The 18,294-nt window shown below is 40.2% G+C and carries 15 protein-coding genes; 11 read left to right on the forward strand and 4 right to left on the reverse strand.

Translation table 11 applies throughout. From position 1 onward, the window contains the following. Position 1: 1 nt before the first annotated feature. Positions 2-4,357, reverse strand: a complete 4,356-nt coding sequence (locus tag ACUR5C_RS15470) for a two-component regulator propeller domain-containing protein (protein WP_454466084.1) — start codon at positions 4,355-4,357, stop codon at positions 2-4. Positions 4,358-4,792: 435 nt separating this feature from the next. Between ACUR5C_RS15470 and ACUR5C_RS15475 the strand changes: the two genes are divergently transcribed. Continuing rightward, the gene (locus ACUR5C_RS15475) at positions 4,793-6,079 is read left to right on the forward strand and encodes a threonine/serine exporter family protein (protein WP_454466085.1); all 1,287 of its coding nucleotides are present in this window, start codon (positions 4,793-4,795) and stop codon (positions 6,077-6,079) included. A gap of 100 nt (positions 6,080-6,179) precedes the next feature. Here ACUR5C_RS15475 and mutH read toward each other — a convergent pair whose 3' ends face one another. Beyond that, positions 6,180-6,860 (reverse strand): DNA mismatch repair endonuclease MutH, encoded by a 681-nt coding sequence (mutH, locus tag ACUR5C_RS15480; protein WP_454466086.1) that lies wholly within the window; start codon positions 6,858-6,860, stop codon positions 6,180-6,182. Positions 6,861-6,987: 127 nt separating this feature from the next. On the opposite strand from mutH, the gene rppH reads away from it, so the two are divergent. Further along, positions 6,988-7,530, forward strand: coding sequence for an RNA pyrophosphohydrolase (gene rppH, locus ACUR5C_RS15485; protein WP_454466087.1), 543 nt, complete (start codon positions 6,988-6,990; stop codon positions 7,528-7,530). A gap of 33 nt (positions 7,531-7,563) precedes the next feature. Further along, the gene (gene ptsP, locus ACUR5C_RS15490) at positions 7,564-9,834 is read left to right on the forward strand and encodes a phosphoenolpyruvate--protein phosphotransferase (RefSeq protein ID WP_454466088.1); all 2,271 of its coding nucleotides are present in this window, start codon (positions 7,564-7,566) and stop codon (positions 9,832-9,834) included. Positions 9,835-9,847: 13 nt separating this feature from the next. Here ptsP and ACUR5C_RS15495 read toward each other — a convergent pair whose 3' ends face one another. Beyond that, positions 9,848-10,075 carry a phage integrase N-terminal SAM-like domain-containing protein gene (locus ACUR5C_RS15495; RefSeq protein WP_454466089.1) on the reverse strand — a complete coding sequence of 76 codons (228 nt, stop codon included), beginning with the start codon at positions 10,073-10,075 and terminating at the stop codon, positions 9,848-9,850. A gap of 313 nt (positions 10,076-10,388) precedes the next feature. On the opposite strand from ACUR5C_RS15495, the gene ACUR5C_RS15500 reads away from it, so the two are divergent. Beyond that, entirely contained in the window at positions 10,389-10,820 is a 432-nt protein-coding gene (locus ACUR5C_RS15500) for a GFA family protein (RefSeq protein ID WP_454466090.1), read from the forward strand. A gap of 555 nt (positions 10,821-11,375) precedes the next feature. Continuing rightward, positions 11,376-11,708: a hypothetical protein gene (locus ACUR5C_RS15505; protein ID WP_454466091.1), complete on the forward strand. Its 333-nt coding sequence runs from the start codon at positions 11,376-11,378 to the stop codon at positions 11,706-11,708. Between the two features lie 257 nt (positions 11,709-11,965). Here ACUR5C_RS15505 and ACUR5C_RS15510 read toward each other — a convergent pair whose 3' ends face one another. Further along, a complete protein-coding gene (locus ACUR5C_RS15510; RefSeq protein ID WP_454466092.1) occupies positions 11,966-14,059 on the reverse strand; it encodes a VIT and vWA domain-containing protein in 2,094 nt (697 codons plus the stop codon). Positions 14,060-14,270: 211 nt separating this feature from the next. Between ACUR5C_RS15510 and ACUR5C_RS15515 the strand changes: the two genes are divergently transcribed. From ACUR5C_RS15515 to ACUR5C_RS15540, 6 genes are all read left to right on the forward strand, one after another. Next, a complete protein-coding gene (locus ACUR5C_RS15515) occupies positions 14,271-15,104 on the forward strand; it encodes a sulfite exporter TauE/SafE family protein (protein WP_454466093.1) in 834 nt (277 codons plus the stop codon). A gap of 60 nt (positions 15,105-15,164) precedes the next feature. After that, on the forward strand, positions 15,165-15,986 hold the full coding sequence (gene lgt / locus ACUR5C_RS15520) for a prolipoprotein diacylglyceryl transferase (protein WP_454466094.1): 822 nt from the start codon (positions 15,165-15,167) through the stop codon (positions 15,984-15,986). 13 nt (positions 15,987-15,999) lie between these two features. Beyond that, positions 16,000-16,851, forward strand: coding sequence for a thymidylate synthase (locus ACUR5C_RS15525; protein ID WP_454466095.1), 852 nt, complete (start codon positions 16,000-16,002; stop codon positions 16,849-16,851). A 40-nt stretch (positions 16,852-16,891) separates the two neighbouring features. Then, a complete protein-coding gene (gene folA, locus ACUR5C_RS15530) occupies positions 16,892-17,404 on the forward strand; it encodes a type 3 dihydrofolate reductase (protein ID WP_454466096.1) in 513 nt (170 codons plus the stop codon). Between the two features lie 96 nt (positions 17,405-17,500). Next, positions 17,501-17,710 (forward strand): hypothetical protein, encoded by a 210-nt coding sequence (locus ACUR5C_RS15535; RefSeq protein WP_454466097.1) that lies wholly within the window; start codon positions 17,501-17,503, stop codon positions 17,708-17,710. Positions 17,711-17,755: 45 nt separating this feature from the next. Beyond that, the gene (locus ACUR5C_RS15540; protein ID WP_454466098.1) at positions 17,756-18,283 is read left to right on the forward strand and encodes a DUF6942 family protein; all 528 of its coding nucleotides are present in this window, start codon (positions 17,756-17,758) and stop codon (positions 18,281-18,283) included. The last annotated feature ends 11 nt before the right edge of the window (positions 18,284-18,294 follow it).

An 18,294-nucleotide genomic window follows, 5' to 3' on the forward strand; every position in this document is an offset into this window, starting at 1 on the left:
TTTAAACGGATTTTTTGCTCACTAAGTTACAAACTCTATGTGAGTGATTAAAACCTTTAAAAGTAATTTCTTTAAGCTCAGTAAATTCAAAATCTTCGCGACATTGTGCATAAATAGGGTAGCTGACTAAGACTTCACCTGCCTTAGCATGATTCTCTAAACGCGCGGCTAAGTTAATACCACTTCCAACCGCGCGAAATGCCACTATGTCTTTTGAGCCAAAGTTTCCTACCGTTGCAAAATCTTGATGCACTCCAACTCGCAACTTAACATTATGATCTATTCCCGCCTCTAGCCATTTATCACTTAAATTTTGCATCGCTTGTTGCATCTCTAAAGCTAAACTTGCAGCGGATAACGCCTGAGTATTTTTATCCATATTTTCTAAAGCGCCAAATAACACGACCAACCCGTCACCAAGTATTTCATTTAAAATACCATTATGTTTTTCAATTAAATTGCCCATAGTCCCTAAAAAGCTATTTAAAATTTCAGTAATTGCCTCTGGCTCAAAACGGTCGGAAATAGCGGTAAACCCAGCGAGATCAGCAAACAGCACCGTGATTTGTTTGCGTTTTGCTACAAGTGGTCCAGCGTGATCGTTAGTGACTATCTGGTTAACCATTTGTTTAGGAAAATACTTACCCATTCTTTCACAAGCTTGTTGCAAAGTTGCGGCATGCGCTTTTTGCTCTTTTGCTTCTATCAAGCCTCCCAGTAAACGCATGGTGTGAATGCGGCTCAACAAAACTTTGCGCTCAATCGGCTTAGTCACATAGTCATTTGCGCCGGCTTCAAAGCCCGCACTTATATCACCAGGTTGATTGCGCGCAGAAAGCAGTAAAATGGGTAGTTCAATAGGTGAATACTGCTTGCGGATTTTTTTACACACTTCATAACCTGAAAGTCCCGGCATCATTATATCGATAACCGCTAAATCAAAACTTTCAGCAAGCGCAAGTTCGACCGCTTTAATACCATCTTCTACTGCTGAAACTTGGTATCCGTTCATTTCGAGCAAGTCTGTTAGCACTTGTAAATTAATAGGATCATCATCAGCAATTAACACTCGGCCTTTAGATTTTTCTTTGGTATCGACACCTCTTGCTACCGATTTTGCTTTGCGCTTAGGTGAGATCAACTTCTGTTGAGAGTTATTTGTTATGCCCGAGCGCTCCTCGACTTCATGAGTATTTTCTATCCAAATGGGCAAATCAAAATAGAATTTAGAGCCTTCACCAACGACAGATTCAACCCAAAGATTTCCACCATGTTCTTCAATTAGTTGATGACTTACCGACAAACCTAGCCCAGTACCACGATTACTAATTGTTTCCGGCAAAGTTGCTTGCTCAAAGGGTTTAAAAATTATTTCTAGTTGCGAGCTATCAATGCCAATGCCGGTATCACTCACACACACTTCTATAAAGTTTCCGCTGTTGGTCGCAGTAATTTCGACTTTCCCTTGCTGAGTATATTTAATGGCATTACCAATAAGGTTATGTAAAATTTGTTGTACTCTATTTTCATCTGCATATATTAAAGGCAGCTGTCGCGGTAACTCGTTACGTAATTCAATTGATTTTTCTGATGCTAAAGGTTGCAGTAAACTGACAACTACATTGGTAATGGCGTTAAGGTCAACTGCTTGGCGCTGCAATACTAGGTTATGATGGGTTAACTTTTTAAAATCAAGAATATCATTAACTAGCTGAGCCAGGCGTTTACCTCCATCGATAATCAACTTTAAATGACTCAACGTGGTTTGATTTTGCAAACCAGCAACGCCTTCTTGTAGCGACTCTGCAATTCCAATAATTCCATTTAACGGCGTTCTTAATTCGTGCGAAGTGTTAGCCAAAAATTCATCTTTCATTTGGTCGACACGACGCAAATGTTCATTAATCGCTTTTTGCTCCTGGAGTTTTTTCTCGTGCTTATTTATGTAAAAAACGACAAGTGAGATCAATAAAGTAAAATAAATAAAATATGCCCACCAAGTTTTCCAAAGTGGCGGCTTAATTAAAAATGAAACAACCAGCTTTTGCTTTACCCACTCGCCTTCACTATTAGTTGCCATTAACTCAAATTGATAATTTTTAGGATCTAAATTAGTAAATACTGCGCGATTGTTTTTACCAACCATTTGCCAGCTTTTACTGTACGGAATTAATCGGTAACGATATTGGTTTCTGTCAGGGTGTCTAAAATCTAATGATGCAAACTCAAACGTTAAATTGTTTTGGCTATGCTTTAGTTCTATAACTTCACCTTTATAAGGAATGCCACTCGGTAAAATTCTTTCACCTTGAATTTCTATATCAGTAATTTTTACTTTGGGTTGATAATTAGTTTGTGCTCTATTAAGCGGGTTGACGATTGAAACACCGTTAACGCTGCCAAAATAGATTTCCCCGGACTGCGCACGTACTATTGCATTGCCATTAAATTCATTCGCTGTTAATCCATCATTTACAGAGTAGTTATTAAAGGTTTCGTTTTGTGGATCAAACTCAGAAAGCCCCTTATTGGTACTGAGCCAAATTTTACCGGTCGCGTCAAACTCGATTCCGTAAATTGCGCTATTAGGTAAACCATCTTTTTCCAAGTAGCTTTTAAACTGAAAACTACCCTGACTTATTTCTGAGGCTTTTAATACATTAAGACCATTAAATGTACCAATCCATAAATTACCTTCGCTATCTTTATTTAGGCTTCTAACGGTATTGTCGCTTATCGAGGTTTGGTCTCCAGGAATATTTTCAAAACTTTTTAATGTTCCAAACTCTGGATCATAAATTTGAAGTCCTTTCCCCCAAGTGCCAAACCAAATTAAGCCGTCGTCATTTTGTAACATAACCCGAATTGACGCATCGCCTAAACTGCCTTGCTCAACGAACTTATAGTCTTGAACAACCTTTCTGGTTTCGCGATCAACTCTAAGCAAGCCATCATCGGTACCAATCCAAATATTTCCGAAGCGATCTTTGTCAACCATTCTTACCCGGTTATAACTTATATAGTCGCGCGGAAAATCTGCACGCTGAATAATTTCGATTTCATTTTTTTGGCGGTTAAAAACACCCAGTTGGCCTTCGGTATTACCTAACCAAATATCACCTTTATCATCTATAGTAAAACTATAAATTTGTGGACTAAAACGCCCACCATATTTACTTTTAAATTGATTAAAGTGTACGAATTTTTCGTTTGTAGGATTATATAGATCAAGTCCGTTAAGCGTAGCAAACCAAAGCATTCCCTGTTTATCTTCTTCAATATCCCAAACAAACTCATGTGACAAACTATTTTTATCATGAGGAGAATGATTGAGTCGCGACAAGCGGTTTTCAAACGACATGGTGGTATTAATTCCACCACCCGCAGTACCAACCCAAATCAAGCCAGAATCATCTTGAAATAAAGTCCAAACGTCGTTAATGGTTAAACTATGGTTGTCTGCCGAATTTCGCTGTATATGGATAAAGTTATTAGCGCCTTTACGCCTAACATTTAATCCGCCTTCTTCAGTACCAACCCAAAGATCGCCATTTTTGACTCGCAAAATCGCACGCACATCGTTATTACTTAAACTATGATTATCACCTTCAACTTGCTGGTAACGAATGAAATCTGAGCGCGGCGTTTTTAAATGATACATGCCGTCAAATTTAGTTCCTACCCACAAGCTATTATCGTTGTCTAAAAACAAATCGTTTATTTGCTTTGGTGCTTCACCAAAATTATAACTAGAAAATACCTGCTGCTGCACATCAAAGTGGCTAAGATATTCATTGCTAGCGACCCATAAGCCTCCCTGTCCATCGTCAACTATATCGACAACTGCGCCGTGCGGAAGCGATTGCTTATCTAAGGGGTTATGATAAAAGTGTGCGAAAGCCTGCTTTTCCGGTAAATACAGATTGAGCCCATGACTAGTTCCCACCCAAATTCTTTGATTTGAGTCTTGGTGAATAACCCGTACTTGAGGGTGGCTTAAGCTGTCAAAGTCGTCTTGCTTAGCTAAAAATCGAGTGAAAGTTCCGGTTTTAGGATCAAACCGATTAACCCCATTTTGTGCGGTTCCTACCCATAAGTAACCTTCGTGATCTTCTACAATGGAAACGACAATATTATTCGATAATGAATTGGGATCTTGCGGGTTGTTCTTAAAGTTAACAAAACGAATACCATCATAACGGCTTAAGCCGTCATAAGTCCCAATCCATATAAAGCCGTGGCTATCTTGGAGAATGGTATTAACGGTACTTTGCGGTAAACCGTGTTCAGTGCCAATGTGCTTAAAACTAACTGAATTTCGCGATGCATTAACTTCAGTGATGACAAAACACATCATCACTAAAACGCAAACGCCAAAATTTCGAAAAACCGTTTTGTACAAACTATCTCAACTTTACTATTGATTAACGCGAGTGAAGCAAATATTACGTTGCCTGTTTGGGCTTAGTTTAACTTGCCATAAACAATTAGAAAATAACTTAAAAGGGTTGAAAAGTCATTGAATTTATAGACAAATTAACATTCTAGCGCCAATTTAAAAAACATCGACTTAGCGCATTCAAACTAAGCTAAGTTTTGAACACCAATTGCTAACTTAAAATAGGCAAGAGCCGAAAAAATCAACTAACCTTCATCTCATCAATTAATTATAGCGATAAAACTTAAGCTTATTAGTCCTATTTGCGTTGAATGCGGCATAATGCCACAATATTTTTTAGGATGGCGTTAAATTTTCGCCCGACTCAGCAAACTAAAATACTTTGGATGCCCTATGTTCCACGCAACTGAAACATTTGATAGTGAAAACCGTTCACTTGACGCCGTTCCTCACGCACCGGCGCGCAGCGAACCCATTGGTTTTCTATTGCGCTTAGCCAAAGCACTCCATACTTATGGTTTGCCCGCCTACGAGCTAGAGCATACTATGAATGGCTGTGCAGAAGCGCTCGGCTACGGCATTCAATGTATGTCTTTACCTACATCTATCAGCATGAGCATATTACCGCCAGATGGCAGTCCGCAAACCTTTATTATTCGGGTGGCCCCCGGAGAAGTTAACCTAGCCAAGTTGCGCCAAACCACAGAAGTCGCTCAGCTCGTTATACAAGAAACTTTAACTAGTGAAGATGGCGCAAAACAACTTAAATCCATTGCCAGTGCTAAATCAGAGTATGCAGGGTGGATGATGATTTTGGCTTTTGGGCTAGTCTCAGCTTGTATCGCACGAATATTTTCAGGAGGCATTTATGAAATGTGTTCGGCAGGTATTATTGGCTTAACTGTGGGATGCATCGCTCAAATAGCCCGCAACAAACCGCTTTTAGGTCATCTTCTACCGTCAATTTGTGCTTTTTTAGCCACCGCTTTGGCTATCGTGATTGATCACTTTACTCAACATGAAATAGCCACCTCGGTCGTGGTCATATCTGGGCTAATTATACTTTTACCGGGCTTATCATTAACTATTGCTATGGCCGAATTAGCGACTCAGAATATGGTCTCTGGAACGGCGCGCTTAACTGGCGCTGCCACAGTTTTTATACAGTTAGCATTTGGGAGCGCGCTAGCAGTAGAAATAGGTAAATTTATTCAATTTGATATTCAAGGAGCAACCGTCGCCAGCGTTCCTATTTGGACAACATTTATTGCAGTTGCGGTGGGTGCAATCGCGCTAGTGCCCACCTTTGAAGCCCGTAAAAAAGATACCTTATGGTTTCTAATTGCTGCCTTATCCGCCTACACGAGTGTTTATTTTGCTTCTAAACTACTCGGGCCAACTTTGGGCGCATTTTGTGGTGCAATTATTGTAGGACTGTTAGCCAAATTTCTTTCGCGAGCATTTAACATTCCTGGTGCCATGATTATGATGCCAGGGTTTATCATATTAGTGCCTGGTTCAGTAGGCTATCGCAGTATTTTAGCGCTAGTAGAAAAGGACGTTGTAGGCGGCTTACAAACCGCTTTTGATGTGGCCGTCATAGGTATAGCATTAGTTGCCGGCTTTTTAATTTCATCAATGGTACCGTTGCCCAAAAATTTATCTAAAGATCACTATTAAGGCGAAGCGTTTTGATTAACAAAGCGTTTTAGCAAAAATACTTTAGCGTATAATTTGCTAATGACTAGCGCCACCCAATTGAGTTAAATTTGCACAGGGGTTAGTTTACTTTTAGGTTTTCGTTTAATATTTGTTGAGTGAACTGGCTACGCAAGTAGAAACCTCTGGGTAAAGTTTCAATCGATTCGCCTTGGCGGTTGTAGGCTTTCGTTAAAGCTTTTGAATTGGCAGCTTTAGGGCGTACTTGTAAAATTTCACCTTGCCGAGCATTCAACTGATCAACCTTTCCTAAATTGACCATTTCGAGCGCATTTTCCCAGTCCATTTGTAATATATTTAGCTGCTCTGCGCTAGGACGCCATAAAAATGGTGTCGCAATAACCGAGTCCATAACCGTTGCTTCATCAGATTTGGCAATTGGAACCCATAGAACCTGTTTTAACTTATGATACACGGCACTATCTTGCCAAGTTTGAACCGTTTGATTAGATAAATTAAGCACACTAACATAAGTTGACTCTTGGACTTTGCCGTTAAAATCGATAGGTAGCGTTTTTAACTCTATTTGCAAATCAACAAAGTCTGGCTGCGACAAACTACCTGAGTTTGCGCCTAAACAAACCTCAATAAACTGACCCTGCCAGCCTTTTTGCCGTAATAAAGTCTGCGGCACGTTAATATTCAATTTGCTAGCGACCTCGCCAATTCGCTTACCCGCGATAGCTTGAGTACGCTCTAACAGTTCAGTAACTGATTTAGGTGGAGCGATTTGCCCAATCACAATTTAGTTTCCACTGAGTTTTATCTCTGTTTATCCGATTATTTAGCGCTTTATGTTAAAGAAATTTGCCGAATGATCAATTGTGTGGTTGAATTAGTTTATAAAAAGTTTTAATTGGTATCGATAAGTGATTGATTCAGAGGGATTTCGAGCCAATATCGGCATGATAGTATGCAACGATTTTGGCAATCTGCTCTGGACCAGACGCATAGGACAAAACTCTTGGCAATTTCCCCAAGGCGGGGTTGATGCTGGAGAGTCTGCGGAACAAGCACTGTTTCGCGAACTAAAAGAAGAGATTGGGTTAGAAAAACAAGACGTAAAAATTCTTGGTTCAACTAAGAGCTGGTTAAAATACCGGCTTCCCAATCGTTATATCCGCCAGGGTAGCTTTCCTTTGTGTGTTGGCCAAAAGCAGAAGTGGTATATGTTGCGACTTGTTTCTAACGAGTCGCGAATTCGTTTTGATGTTACTGGACATCCAGAATTTGATCACTTTATGTGGGTCAATTACTGGTATCCATTGCGTCAAGTTATCTCATTCAAGCAGCAAGTTTATCGTGAGGCACTCAGCGAGCTAATGCCGTGCATGATAGAACAACAGGCGAGACAGCGTAAAAATCGCAGCCGTCGGCCACACAATAAAAGAGGCAAGTCACACAACGAATAACAACCAAAAGCACTAACGGCAGGAGGGGAGACTTTGTTAGAACAATTACACCGCGTGACCCAAGCTGTAAGTTTAGCTGAGGGCAAACAAGACACGTTAAATGTAATTGTATCAGAAGTGTGTAAAGCACTCGACGTGCAGGTCTGCTCAATTTATTTGGCAGATTATCAGTTAAACCAGTTTGTGTTGATGGCCAATAGAGGGTTTAACCCAGACTATATTGGCCAAGTCAGACTCGACTTTAACCAAGGATTAGTCGGTTTAATTGGCCAGCGTGAAGAGCCTATTCACTTAGAGCGCGCGAGTAGTCACCCTGCCTACAGCGATATTTCTCAAGTCAACGAACATGACCTCAATGCCTTTCTTGGAGTGCCCATTATTCATCGCCGTAAGGTTCTTGGCGTTCTAGTAATCCAACAAAAAGAGCCACGCCAGTTTAGCTTAGACGAAGAAACTTTTTTAATCACTTTAGCAGCACAGCTCTCTGCAATACTGTCTAATAGTGAAATCAACGCACTCTTAGAAGATACCGAATCCGAGCACTTTTCGCCCTCTGTTTATGGTAATGCAGCCTCTTCTGGCATCGCCATTGGCAAAGCAGTAGTCATTTTTCCGCCAGAAAATATTCACAGTGTGCCCGATAGAAAAACCGATAACATCCAAGCAGAGCTAGACAAGCTAGGAGCAGCGGTTAAAGCGGTTCATCTGCAACTAGAGCGCATGGCTAGACGTATGAGTGGTCGAGTTTCTGCGCAAGAGTTATCCCTGTTCGAAGCCTATCAGCAAATTCTTGGCTCACAGGGCATATCTGAAGAAGTTGAAGCGGAAATAAACCAAGGATATTGGGCCGCGACCGCGCTACGAATCGTAATTCAGCGTCACTTAAAAGTATTTAAATCAATGCAAGATCCCTATTTGCGAGAAAGGGCCAGTGATATTGAAGACTTAGCTAACCGAGTTTTGGCGCAGCTATTTAAAGCCAATGTTGATTTCCAGCACATTCCAGAAAACAGCATTGTCGTTGCAGAAAATATGTCTGCGGCCATGATTGCCGAGCTGCCCCCTCAGCACGTTGCCGGAATCATTTCACTTAAAGGCAGCATAACCTCACATGCGGCAATTTTAGCAAAGGCTTTAGGGGTGCCTGCAATTATGGGTATGGAGCACTTTGCGATTAGCCGAGTTGAGAATAAAACCTTAATAATTGACGGGTATATTGGGCAAGTGCTTATTTCACCCAATGAAAGCTTGATTGCTCAGTATCAACAATTAATAGAAGAAGATCAAAAGCTCGCTGCAGACCTTGCCGAAGACAGCAATTTGCCTTGCCAAACTCGGTGCGGCAAGGCGATTGCGCTAATGATCAATAATAGCCAAGGTACTGACTTCGATAAAGCGCGTAGATTAGGTGCGCAAGGCGTGGGGCTCTTTCGCAGTGAAATTCCATTTATGCAACTGCAGCAGTTTCCATCGGAAACCGCTCAAACACAAATATACCGCAATTTAATTCTCGAGTTTCAAGATGCCCCGGTTACAATTAGAACCCTAGATATTGGCGGTGATAAGCAACTAGCTTACTTTCCAATTGTTGAAGATAATCCTTTTTTAGGTTGGCGTGGGGTACGTGTAACGCTTGATCATCCAGAAATATTTTTAGTTCAATTAAGAGCTATTTTTAAAGCTTGTAAAGGTTACTCTGGAATAAGAATAGCATTACCAATGGTAGCAACTTTAGATGAACTTGAAGAATGTTATCGTTTAATTTATCAAGCCTTTGACGAAGTCAATGAAGAGCTCGCAGAAGGAGAGACGCCTTTAGCGACACCCCAAATTGGCATTATTTTAGAAATTCCCGCCGCAGTTTTTCAACTAAAAACCTTTTTAAAGCGGGTTGATTTTATTTCTGTTGGAACCAACGATCTCATTCAATATATGATGGCAGCGGATCGAAATAACATTTTACTAAAGGGACTTTATACCCACTATCAACCAGCCATCATTTGTGTTCTTAAAAACATTATTGACACTTGCCAAACCACCAATGTACCCGTTCAAGTTTGCGGAGAAATGGCATCGGACCCTATTGCTGCAATTTTATTAATTGGATTAGGCTATACCGAACTAAGTATGAACGTAAGTTGTTTAGCAAGAGTAAAACGCGCTATTTCCCAGTTCACCATTGAAGAAGCCCAATCCTTAGTCAAAGAAATAAGTCAGTTTGAAAATGCCGAAACGATTCGCAATTACTTATTAAAAGAAATGGAAGAGCGTGGTCTAGGCGGCTTAGTTAGAGCTGGAAACTAAATCATTAGTTAGATTAGCCTGGCCTCCAAACTGACATTTTGGGTTGGGAGAACTTAATATGATCAGTCAGTTTAATTTCGACTAAAATCTTGTTGGAAGACATGCCCTTAGGATAACAAAGGTTGTGGAAGTGAATAAACCGCATTATCCAGAAAACATAGCGCTTCTCCGTATAATATAAATATTGCATAGTCCTAATTTTTTCCCTGAGCAACCACATTAGTCTAGGTTTTTCTGTCATATGTCAACCATCTTTGATGATTATTTAAAAACAGACAACTTGTACAAATAGTTACTGTTAAGGTGTTTTGCAATTACGACGCTTCAAGTCGGTAACATATTGATTTAAAACGTTGTCAAAAAGTGAGTCTGGAATTGTACGCAGTAAAGTTAAGTAGTTACAAGATTGACTTTAAAGTGAAGTTAGGTAAGTATCAGATTTAAATCAATTATTCAGTAATAATTTAAACAAGTGTTTTAATTTAATTGTGATTTACTGAATACAATCATCTGTTATGTGTATCGCAGATACCAGTGTTAAATCGAAGGAGTTTATGAAAGGTTCATGTAATTGTGGAAAGGTAAGCTTTGAAGTTTCAGGTAATGTATCTGGCTTATACCAGTGCCATTGTAAGTTATGTCAAAAACAATCAGGTTCAACTTCTAATACCGCGACAATCGTAAATCAATCAGATTTTAAATGGGTTTCAGGTACTGACTCAATTAGTCATTGGAAAAAAGACTCTGGGTTTACCTCTCATTTTTGTAAACAATGTGGATGTCCTGTTCCAAATAAGCTAAGAGAATATGATTTTTATTGGGTACCTATGGGGTTAGTCGAAAATTTTGATATCAGAATAACCACGCATCTATATTGTAGTTCAAAAGCTAATTGGGATGATATTCCTGATGGTGGTATCAAGCACAATGAAATGCCACCTGATCTTGATGTTTTTATAAAAAGCCTTCAAAAAAGTCAGGTGTAATATACACATAACACATATGAGCCGTTCTCTAGTCAATAAACAAAAGTAATTAATTTCGGTTACCTCAGTAACCAAATACTAGTTAATCAGTAATATCATCTACTTCGTCTGTCGTTTGAGCTGTGAAGTCAATTGCTTACCGCAAACACATATAGAGGCTCTCTTACTTTGTTCTCAACAATGCCTGCTTGGTACTTTCCATAGAGTTTAGCAGGGGCACTAGACATTCATCGGTTAACCTTATAAAGGCACTATTCAAGATTAGGGTTTAATTTCATTATCCAGTTATTACCAGGCTCAGTTAAGGTGTAAACAATCTTACTCATTAAATTAAAAAAGCACGCCAATGAGGTGGCTAATCAAGGCGGTTGGGCTCTAGCTTTTGGTGTATAAAATTGAAATGTTAAGTTTAAAACCAGTCAGCAGACATCAATTTTAATCAAAAAAAGGGACACCCACAACTTTTTCAAAAACCATCTCAAGATAAATTTGACGGCGACGCGAGTTTTTATTCGTTTGGTTTAAAAGGATATCAGACTAGAAGGGATTTCAACGATGACTCGCGCTTGCAATTCAATAATTGATTTAGCTTCAACCACTTATTATCACTGTGTCTCTCGTTGCGTAAGACGTGCATTTTTATGTGGGGAAGATAAAATCTCTGGAAAGAATTTTGAGCATCGAAGAAGCTGGATTGTTGAACGAATAGCCTATCAATTAGATTCATTCGCCATTGAAGTGGCGAGTTACGCCATTATGTCAAACCACTATCATCTTGTGCTTAGGAATAAAAATGGATGTCCTGTTCTTCTTTCTTCTTTGCTCTTCTTACTGGTTCAAACCATAAAGCCACAATTTTTTATACTGCTTATTTTCATGCATTATTAATTCACGAGCATTTATCATAGTTTTTTAGTCCCTCTTCAATTTTTCAAGCAAGTATTACCCAAAGTGCTTGCTCTAGGAAATACTCACCGCTAACATAAAACTGCACTTACCTACTTAACATAAGGCAACACCTTTAACTTCTTGATTATGAAGTAACTCAGCATACCAAACTGACCATTCTTGATTTGAATAGTCAGTAGTCAGTTTTATTCATGCTTTACAGCTTAAAGAGTAAAGCTTTGTTTATAAACACTTGCTTATTGCACAACTTTAGCTCTAACACCGACTAATGCCGCGATAAAAATTAACCACCAAGCACTCCAGCTTCCACCACCTCTACTAGGTCGCTTTGACTTAAAAGCAGGTTGATTTTTATCTGCTCGATTACTCGTAATTGGCTGAGCAGCACGCTGCTGTCTTGCGGTATTCTCTCGCGTTGTTCGATGAGCATTTTTACGCTCTATATTATGCGCTTGAAACTGTGCTTCGCTAAGTACTAGCATCGAGGTGTAATCTGTCACTAAGCTATACTCAAGCGCAATATCGGTAATTGCTTGTTGATGATCTTCGTTCGCGAAGTCTTGCATGCGCGTTTGTAATGATTGAATTTTTGCAAAAGCCCAAAGTCTTTCAAGCTCTGGGTTAGCTTGGTCTTGCAATGGAAAATTAACTTTAGTTTTATAGCTCACAGGTTGGCCAGACTGTTTCGCTGAAAACTCAACCGTCGCTTCACCTCCCTGCCTATAGTGGCCTAACAAAACCAACTGCTGACCTTTATACAAACTACCAATTTTACTAGGTGTTAAGTCATTCACTTTTACACCAGAAATTTTCACTTCAACATCGCTAAAAGCTTCGTGCGTTAGCTTTTCAGTCGCTTGTATCACGCGACCAATAATATCCTCAGAATTAGAAACATTGAGTGCAAAGCCGCCTGAGTGTCTCGCTAATGGCTCCAATAATGGCTGATTCGCGCTGTTACCCATAATAAAAGTAAAAAGTCTAACATCAACTTTTTCCAGTAATTTAAAAAACGCGGCTTGCTTAGTCGCTCCTATATTAGCCACTCCGTCGGTTACAAGAATAACACCACTTGAGCGATCTGAATCTAAAGACTGAATTCCAGCTTTTATTCCGGCAAATAAATTAGTTCCACCGTTAGGTTCAGTTTTACTCAGTTTGTCAATATAATATTTTACGTTTTCCGGTGTTGCTGCTTCATAACCGCTGGTCAATTCTATCGCTTGATCATTAAATAAAATAATTCGAAACCGATCTTGCGCTCGCATTTTGCTGAGTGAACGATTTACACCTTCGACTAAACTGTGATATTTGCCTCGCATTGATCCACTTAAATCTAAAACAAAGTTCCAATCAGCTCCTTGAGTAATAGGCTTTAAGTCGTCGCCGGGAGTAAACGTCATCATAAAAGTTCCCCGTTGAGTTTCCGTAGAGCGATAAGCGACCAAATCAATACTAGCAGGTAATCCTTCTTGCATTTTCCAATACACAACAAAGTCTTTGTTTAAGTTAAACGCTGCACCTTGAGCTGACTGAGTATGTGCTAACGCTTCGCTATTTTGTGCTGGGTGCGCTTTGGCATAGGTTGCAACTAGCGCTTGGCTAACGTCGTCTTGGTTGGGCTCTACGTTAGCACTTGCACTGCCTCGCTTGACTAAACTGACGTGCCATTCATTTTCAGAAGCTTTTACAATACTAGCCTGCGAGTGGCTTGGTACGCGAACGGCTTCAATCGGCTCGCTTGATCTCAACTTAAAATTAAGTGAAAAAGCTTTTGTTACATTGCTATTGGTACTCCAAAACGAAAGGGCTTCTTGATCAACGCCGCCATCTTCTAATTGATAGACCCAGCGGCCAACGCCAAGATCAACATTTGCTATTTGATAGTAGCGCAGTTTTATTTTCGTTTGGCTGCCTTGACGAATAGGGTAAACACTCGTTTCAAATGTTTTAAAGCTTTTTTGTTCGGTTAAACCTACATTATTGCCCGCTGCCTTTTCCTGTTGATATATTTTTTTCGCTAGCTTTTTCTCTAAAACTTCACCAACAACTTCTTTACCGTCAATCCAAACACTAAACTCTGACATTGCGCCATTAACGGGCACTGGAAAACTATAAATGGCTTCTAAATCTTGCGCATGTGGATTATTGAAAATTTGCTCTACGGTGGTGGTTGCAAATCCGTTTTCTAAAACAACTTCTACATGTTGCTCGGAAAGCTCCAGCGCCTCCAAAGCGCTTGCTTTGGGGGTTAAAAGTCCGGCGGCAAAGCTTTGGCTCGACACCACACATGCACTTATTAAAACAATCAAATAATTTCCTATTTTCATTTCTAACTCCTATTTGTTAACTCTTGGCGCTAGTTTTATTCAAGAAGCTATCAATGCGTTAGTACAAATTATTCGGTATTACATAGCGCAACTTATAGATACTTAAGCAATACTCCATTCACCGAAAGGTTAATTAGGCGTTAAAAAATAACACTTAGAAAATTAAAAAATTTTGAATAAATCGATTACCCAGTGATTAATTACCATTACAATGCCAGTTACAATAACTATCGACTATGTTGGAAATATTTTGGAGCTTTGGTTAACGCTTATATTGGCAGGCTTAGCAGCAGGGTTTATGGCTGGGCTTCTTGGTATTGGTGGAGGTTTTATTGTCGTCCCGGTTTTAGTGTGGGTTCTTCCTTTTACTGATATTAATGAACAATATATCCCACACTATGCGATTGGTACTTCGCTTTTGTGTATTTGTATTACTGCAATGTCCTCTACTTTTGCCCACCATCGACGCGGCTCAGTCATTTGGGCGCAGTTTAAACTCATCAGTCCGGGACTCATCATTGGAAGTTTGCTGGGAGCCGCATTAGCATCTAGTCTCAAAGGCACGAGTTTAATTGCCATTTTCGTCAGCGGAGCCTTTGCCACGGGAATTTACTTACTTGCTAACCATCAGCCCAAGCCCCTAAAACAACAATCTAATTGGCTATCGGTAGTATTCGCCCACTTTTGTGGTGCCTTATCGGCTTTAATGGGAATTGGCGGTGGTTCTATTTTAGTACCATTTTTAGTCTATCGCGGCACTCCAATGGTTAAAGCCGTTGCAACTGCCGCGGCTTGCGGACTGCCTATTGCGGTGTTCGGAGCGATAGGCTACGCCATAAGCGGTTGGCAAGTAACTTCAAATACCGCCACCAGTATAGGCTTTTTATATTTACCTGCAGCATTAGCGATAGTTATATTTTCAAGTATTGCGGCACCTTGGGGCGCCAAAGTTGCTCATTTAATACCCGCTAAACGGCTCCGGCAGACATTTGCGGCATTTTTATTTTTCACCGGCGGCCAAATCCTTTATAGTCACTGGTTTTAAGGTATTGCTTAGCCACTTTGAGTAAAACTTTTCCGCTTTTTAACTTAGGTTGTTTAATCTATGGAATTTCCACAAATTGATCCCGTCATTTGGCAAATATACGGCCCTATCGGTCTAAATTGGTACGGTCTAATGTATTTATTAGGCTTTGGCGGTGCTTGGTGGCTAGGCACCTACCGTGCGAATAAACCAAATAGTCCATTTAACCCTGAGCAAGTCAGCGACTTTTTATTTTACGCTTTCTTGGGCGTTGTATTAGGCGGCCGCATTGGCTACGTTTTATTTTACCGACCAGACACCTTGCTATCTGATCCAGGCTATTTGTTTAGGATTTGGGACGGCGGTATGTCCTTTCATGGTGGCTTGCTTGGTGTGTTAGTGTCATTTGCCTACTTTGCGAAAAAATCGAACAAAACATTTTGGCAAATCGCTGACTTTTTTACACCTTTAGTGCCCATTGGCTTGGCGACAGGGCGTTTTGGCAACTTTATTAATGGTGAACTTTGGGGACGTGTAACTAGTTTAGAAAACACCCCTTGGGCAATGCACTTTCCTCACGATCCTATGGGCGTTTATCGTCACCCTTCCATGTTGTACGAATGTATTCTAGAAGGTATTGTTTTATTTATTATTTTGTTCTTTTATAGTCAAAAGCCTAAGCCTCGTGGCGCAATCAGCGGCTTGTTTTTAGCTGGTTACGGGACTTTTCGGTTTATTATTGAATATTATCGAGAGCCCGATGCTCATTTAAAAGAATTAGCAGAGTTTCTCTCTATGGGACAAATATTATCATTACCTATGATAATTATTGGCGTGGGCTTAATGCTGTGGGCCTATCGCGGACAAACTGAAACCGCTAAGCAAGCGAACCAAAAAAACTAAACTAGAGAGCCACATGAAGCAATATTTAAATTTATGTCAAAGGATCATAGACGAAGGCGTTTGGGTTGAAAACGAGCGTACCGGTAAGCGCTGCTTAACAGTGATCAATGCAGATTTAGAATATGCCGTAGGCGCAAATCAGTTTCCACTAATTACGACGCGTAAGAGTTATTGGAAAGCTGCTATTGCTGAAATTATTGGTTATTTACGCGGTTACAATAATGCCGCAGACTTTCGTCAACTTGGCACTAAAACTTGGGATGCCAATGCTAATTTAAACCAAGCATGGCTTAATAATCCCCACAGGCAAGGCGAAGATGATATGGGCCGTGTCTATGGTGTACAAGGCAGAGCGTGGCGTACGCCCGAGGGCAAATCTATTGACCAACTTAAAAAGATAGTCGACAACTTAAGCCAAGGAATTGATGACCGAGCAGAGATTTTAACTTTTTATAATCCTGGTGAATTTCACTTAGGATGTTTGCGTCCTTGCATGCACACGCATAACTTCTCTTTATTGGGTGATACGCTTTACCTAACTAGTTATCAACGCTCTTGTGATGTTCCTCTGGGGCTAAACTTTAATCAAATTCAAGTTTTCGTATTACTTGCTTTAGTCGCGCAAATAACTGGGCATAAAGCAGGTACCGCGTATCATAAAATTACCAACGCACATATTTACGAAGATCAGTTAGCCTTAATGCGTGATGTTCAGCTTAAAAGAGAGCCGTTTGCACCACCGCAATTAAACATCAATCCACAAATAAAGTCGCTTGAAGATCTAGAAACTTGGGTCACCATGGACGACTTTGAAGTGGTTGGCTACCAACACCATGATCCCATTCAATACCCTTTTTCAGTTTAAATGCTCGCTAAAAAGTTAATTGATTAAATAGGAAAATTTCATGTCTATACCCAAAATTGGTTTAGTTGCAGCTATGGCCAAAAATCGCATTATTGGTAAAGATAACCAAATGCCATGGCATCTACCGGCAGATCTAAAACATTTTAAAGCCGTCACACTGGGCAAACCAATTATAATGGGGCGCAAAACTTACGAGTCTATCGGTCGCCCATTACCGGGCCGGTTAAACATTGTCGTTTCAAGAAATTCAGAACTCACCATACAAGGCTGTGAAACGGCTACATCATTACACGATGCAATTGCCATAGTAGCAGCTCAACATCCCGAAGTTATGGTGATTGGGGGCGGCCAACTCTACCGCGAAGCATTACCGCTTGCCAATAAACTCTACTTAACGTTTATTGACTTAGAAACCGCAGGCGATACGCAATTCCCTGAATTTGAACATTTGGCTTTAACAGAAATTCAGCGAAGTCATCACTCCGCAGATGAGGCTAACCCTTATCACTGCGAATTTGTCGATTATCAAATCAACAAACCAGCCGCGACATAAAGCAACGTTTAGCGATACTTTGTAACACCTTTATTATTGTGCTTTACAATTTCAGTTTATAAACTAGATAAAATTGTAGGCTAAAGAGGAAAATTTATGTCAGGTCAAGGCTCTGCCGGAAACGTTATTGCTGCGTTATGTAGTTTCTTTATCCCAGGACTAGGTCAATTACTACAAGGTCGCCTAATTATGGCAATCTTTCAATTTCTGATGGCTGGCTTTTTGTGGTGGTTTCTTTTAGGTTGGATCATTCACTTGTGGTCAATTATTGATGCGGCAACTTTTCGGGCTAATAATTTATCCTGATAATCCCAAAAACCTGAATAATTTAATCGCTCAACACGCCACAAAATGAAACCTGCCCGTATTGCAGCCATTGGCGACCCAATGGCTCACTTAATCGTTTATAATGCTAACCGACCACCCCTATTAAGGTTTAGCCAGCTAACCGCTATTGAGCCGTTGCTTGCAGGCGATATTGCAAACATTGGCCAGGCTTGTGGAAACCACTGGAAGAAAATATTTAATTGTTACGCCAAACTAGCATTTGAACTTCAATCAAGTGAGTTTCCTAACTGGCAATCACTGCGTGATAATCGTCTGCTGCAACAAAATAGTCGACACCAATTAGTATTTTCAGCGCCTAGCACTCAAATGATACAAAAGCACGCAGCAGCTCAAAAGATCCAAATCATTTGCGGCAAACAATACTTTTCACAATTGAATTTAGCGCTACCATTTGAGTGGATAAATCCCAGTTTTGCGATTAGCCCAGCTAACTTAACCATTGTTGCACCTTACTTTGACTATCGCCAACTCAGCAATCTCAAAATAAGCTATCTTAGTCAATTAATACATGAACTAAAGCCCCATAGTTAGTAAACAATGAT

This window comes from Aliikangiella aequoris (genome assembly GCF_053709105.1).

Coding starts and splice junctions, on each gene's coding strand:
- ACUR5C_RS15495 (WP_454466089.1), bottom strand. CDS start 10,075: ATGACAGAAAAACCTAGACTAATGTGGTTGCTCAGGGAAAAAATTAGG.
- folA (WP_454466096.1), top strand. CDS start 16,892: ATGTCTATACCCAAAATTGGTTTAGTTGCAGCTATGGCCAAAAATCGC.
- ACUR5C_RS15510 (WP_454466092.1), bottom strand. CDS start 14,059: ATGAAAATAGGAAATTATTTGATTGTTTTAATAAGTGCATGTGTGGTG.
- ACUR5C_RS15500 (WP_454466090.1), top strand. CDS start 10,389: ATGAAAGGTTCATGTAATTGTGGAAAGGTAAGCTTTGAAGTTTCAGGT.
- lgt (WP_454466094.1), top strand. CDS start 15,165: ATGGAATTTCCACAAATTGATCCCGTCATTTGGCAAATATACGGCCCT.
- ACUR5C_RS15470 (WP_454466084.1), bottom strand. CDS start 4,357: ATGATGTGTTTTGTCATCACTGAAGTTAATGCATCGCGAAATTCAGTT.
- ACUR5C_RS15535 (WP_454466097.1), top strand. CDS start 17,501: ATGTCAGGTCAAGGCTCTGCCGGAAACGTTATTGCTGCGTTATGTAGT.
- ACUR5C_RS15540 (WP_454466098.1), top strand. CDS start 17,756: ATGAAACCTGCCCGTATTGCAGCCATTGGCGACCCAATGGCTCACTTA.
- ACUR5C_RS15475 (WP_454466085.1), top strand. CDS start 4,793: ATGTTCCACGCAACTGAAACATTTGATAGTGAAAACCGTTCACTTGAC.
- ACUR5C_RS15525 (WP_454466095.1), top strand. CDS start 16,000: ATGAAGCAATATTTAAATTTATGTCAAAGGATCATAGACGAAGGCGTT.
- ACUR5C_RS15515 (WP_454466093.1), top strand. CDS start 14,271: ATGCCAGTTACAATAACTATCGACTATGTTGGAAATATTTTGGAGCTT.
- ACUR5C_RS15505 (WP_454466091.1), top strand. CDS start 11,376: ATGACTCGCGCTTGCAATTCAATAATTGATTTAGCTTCAACCACTTAT.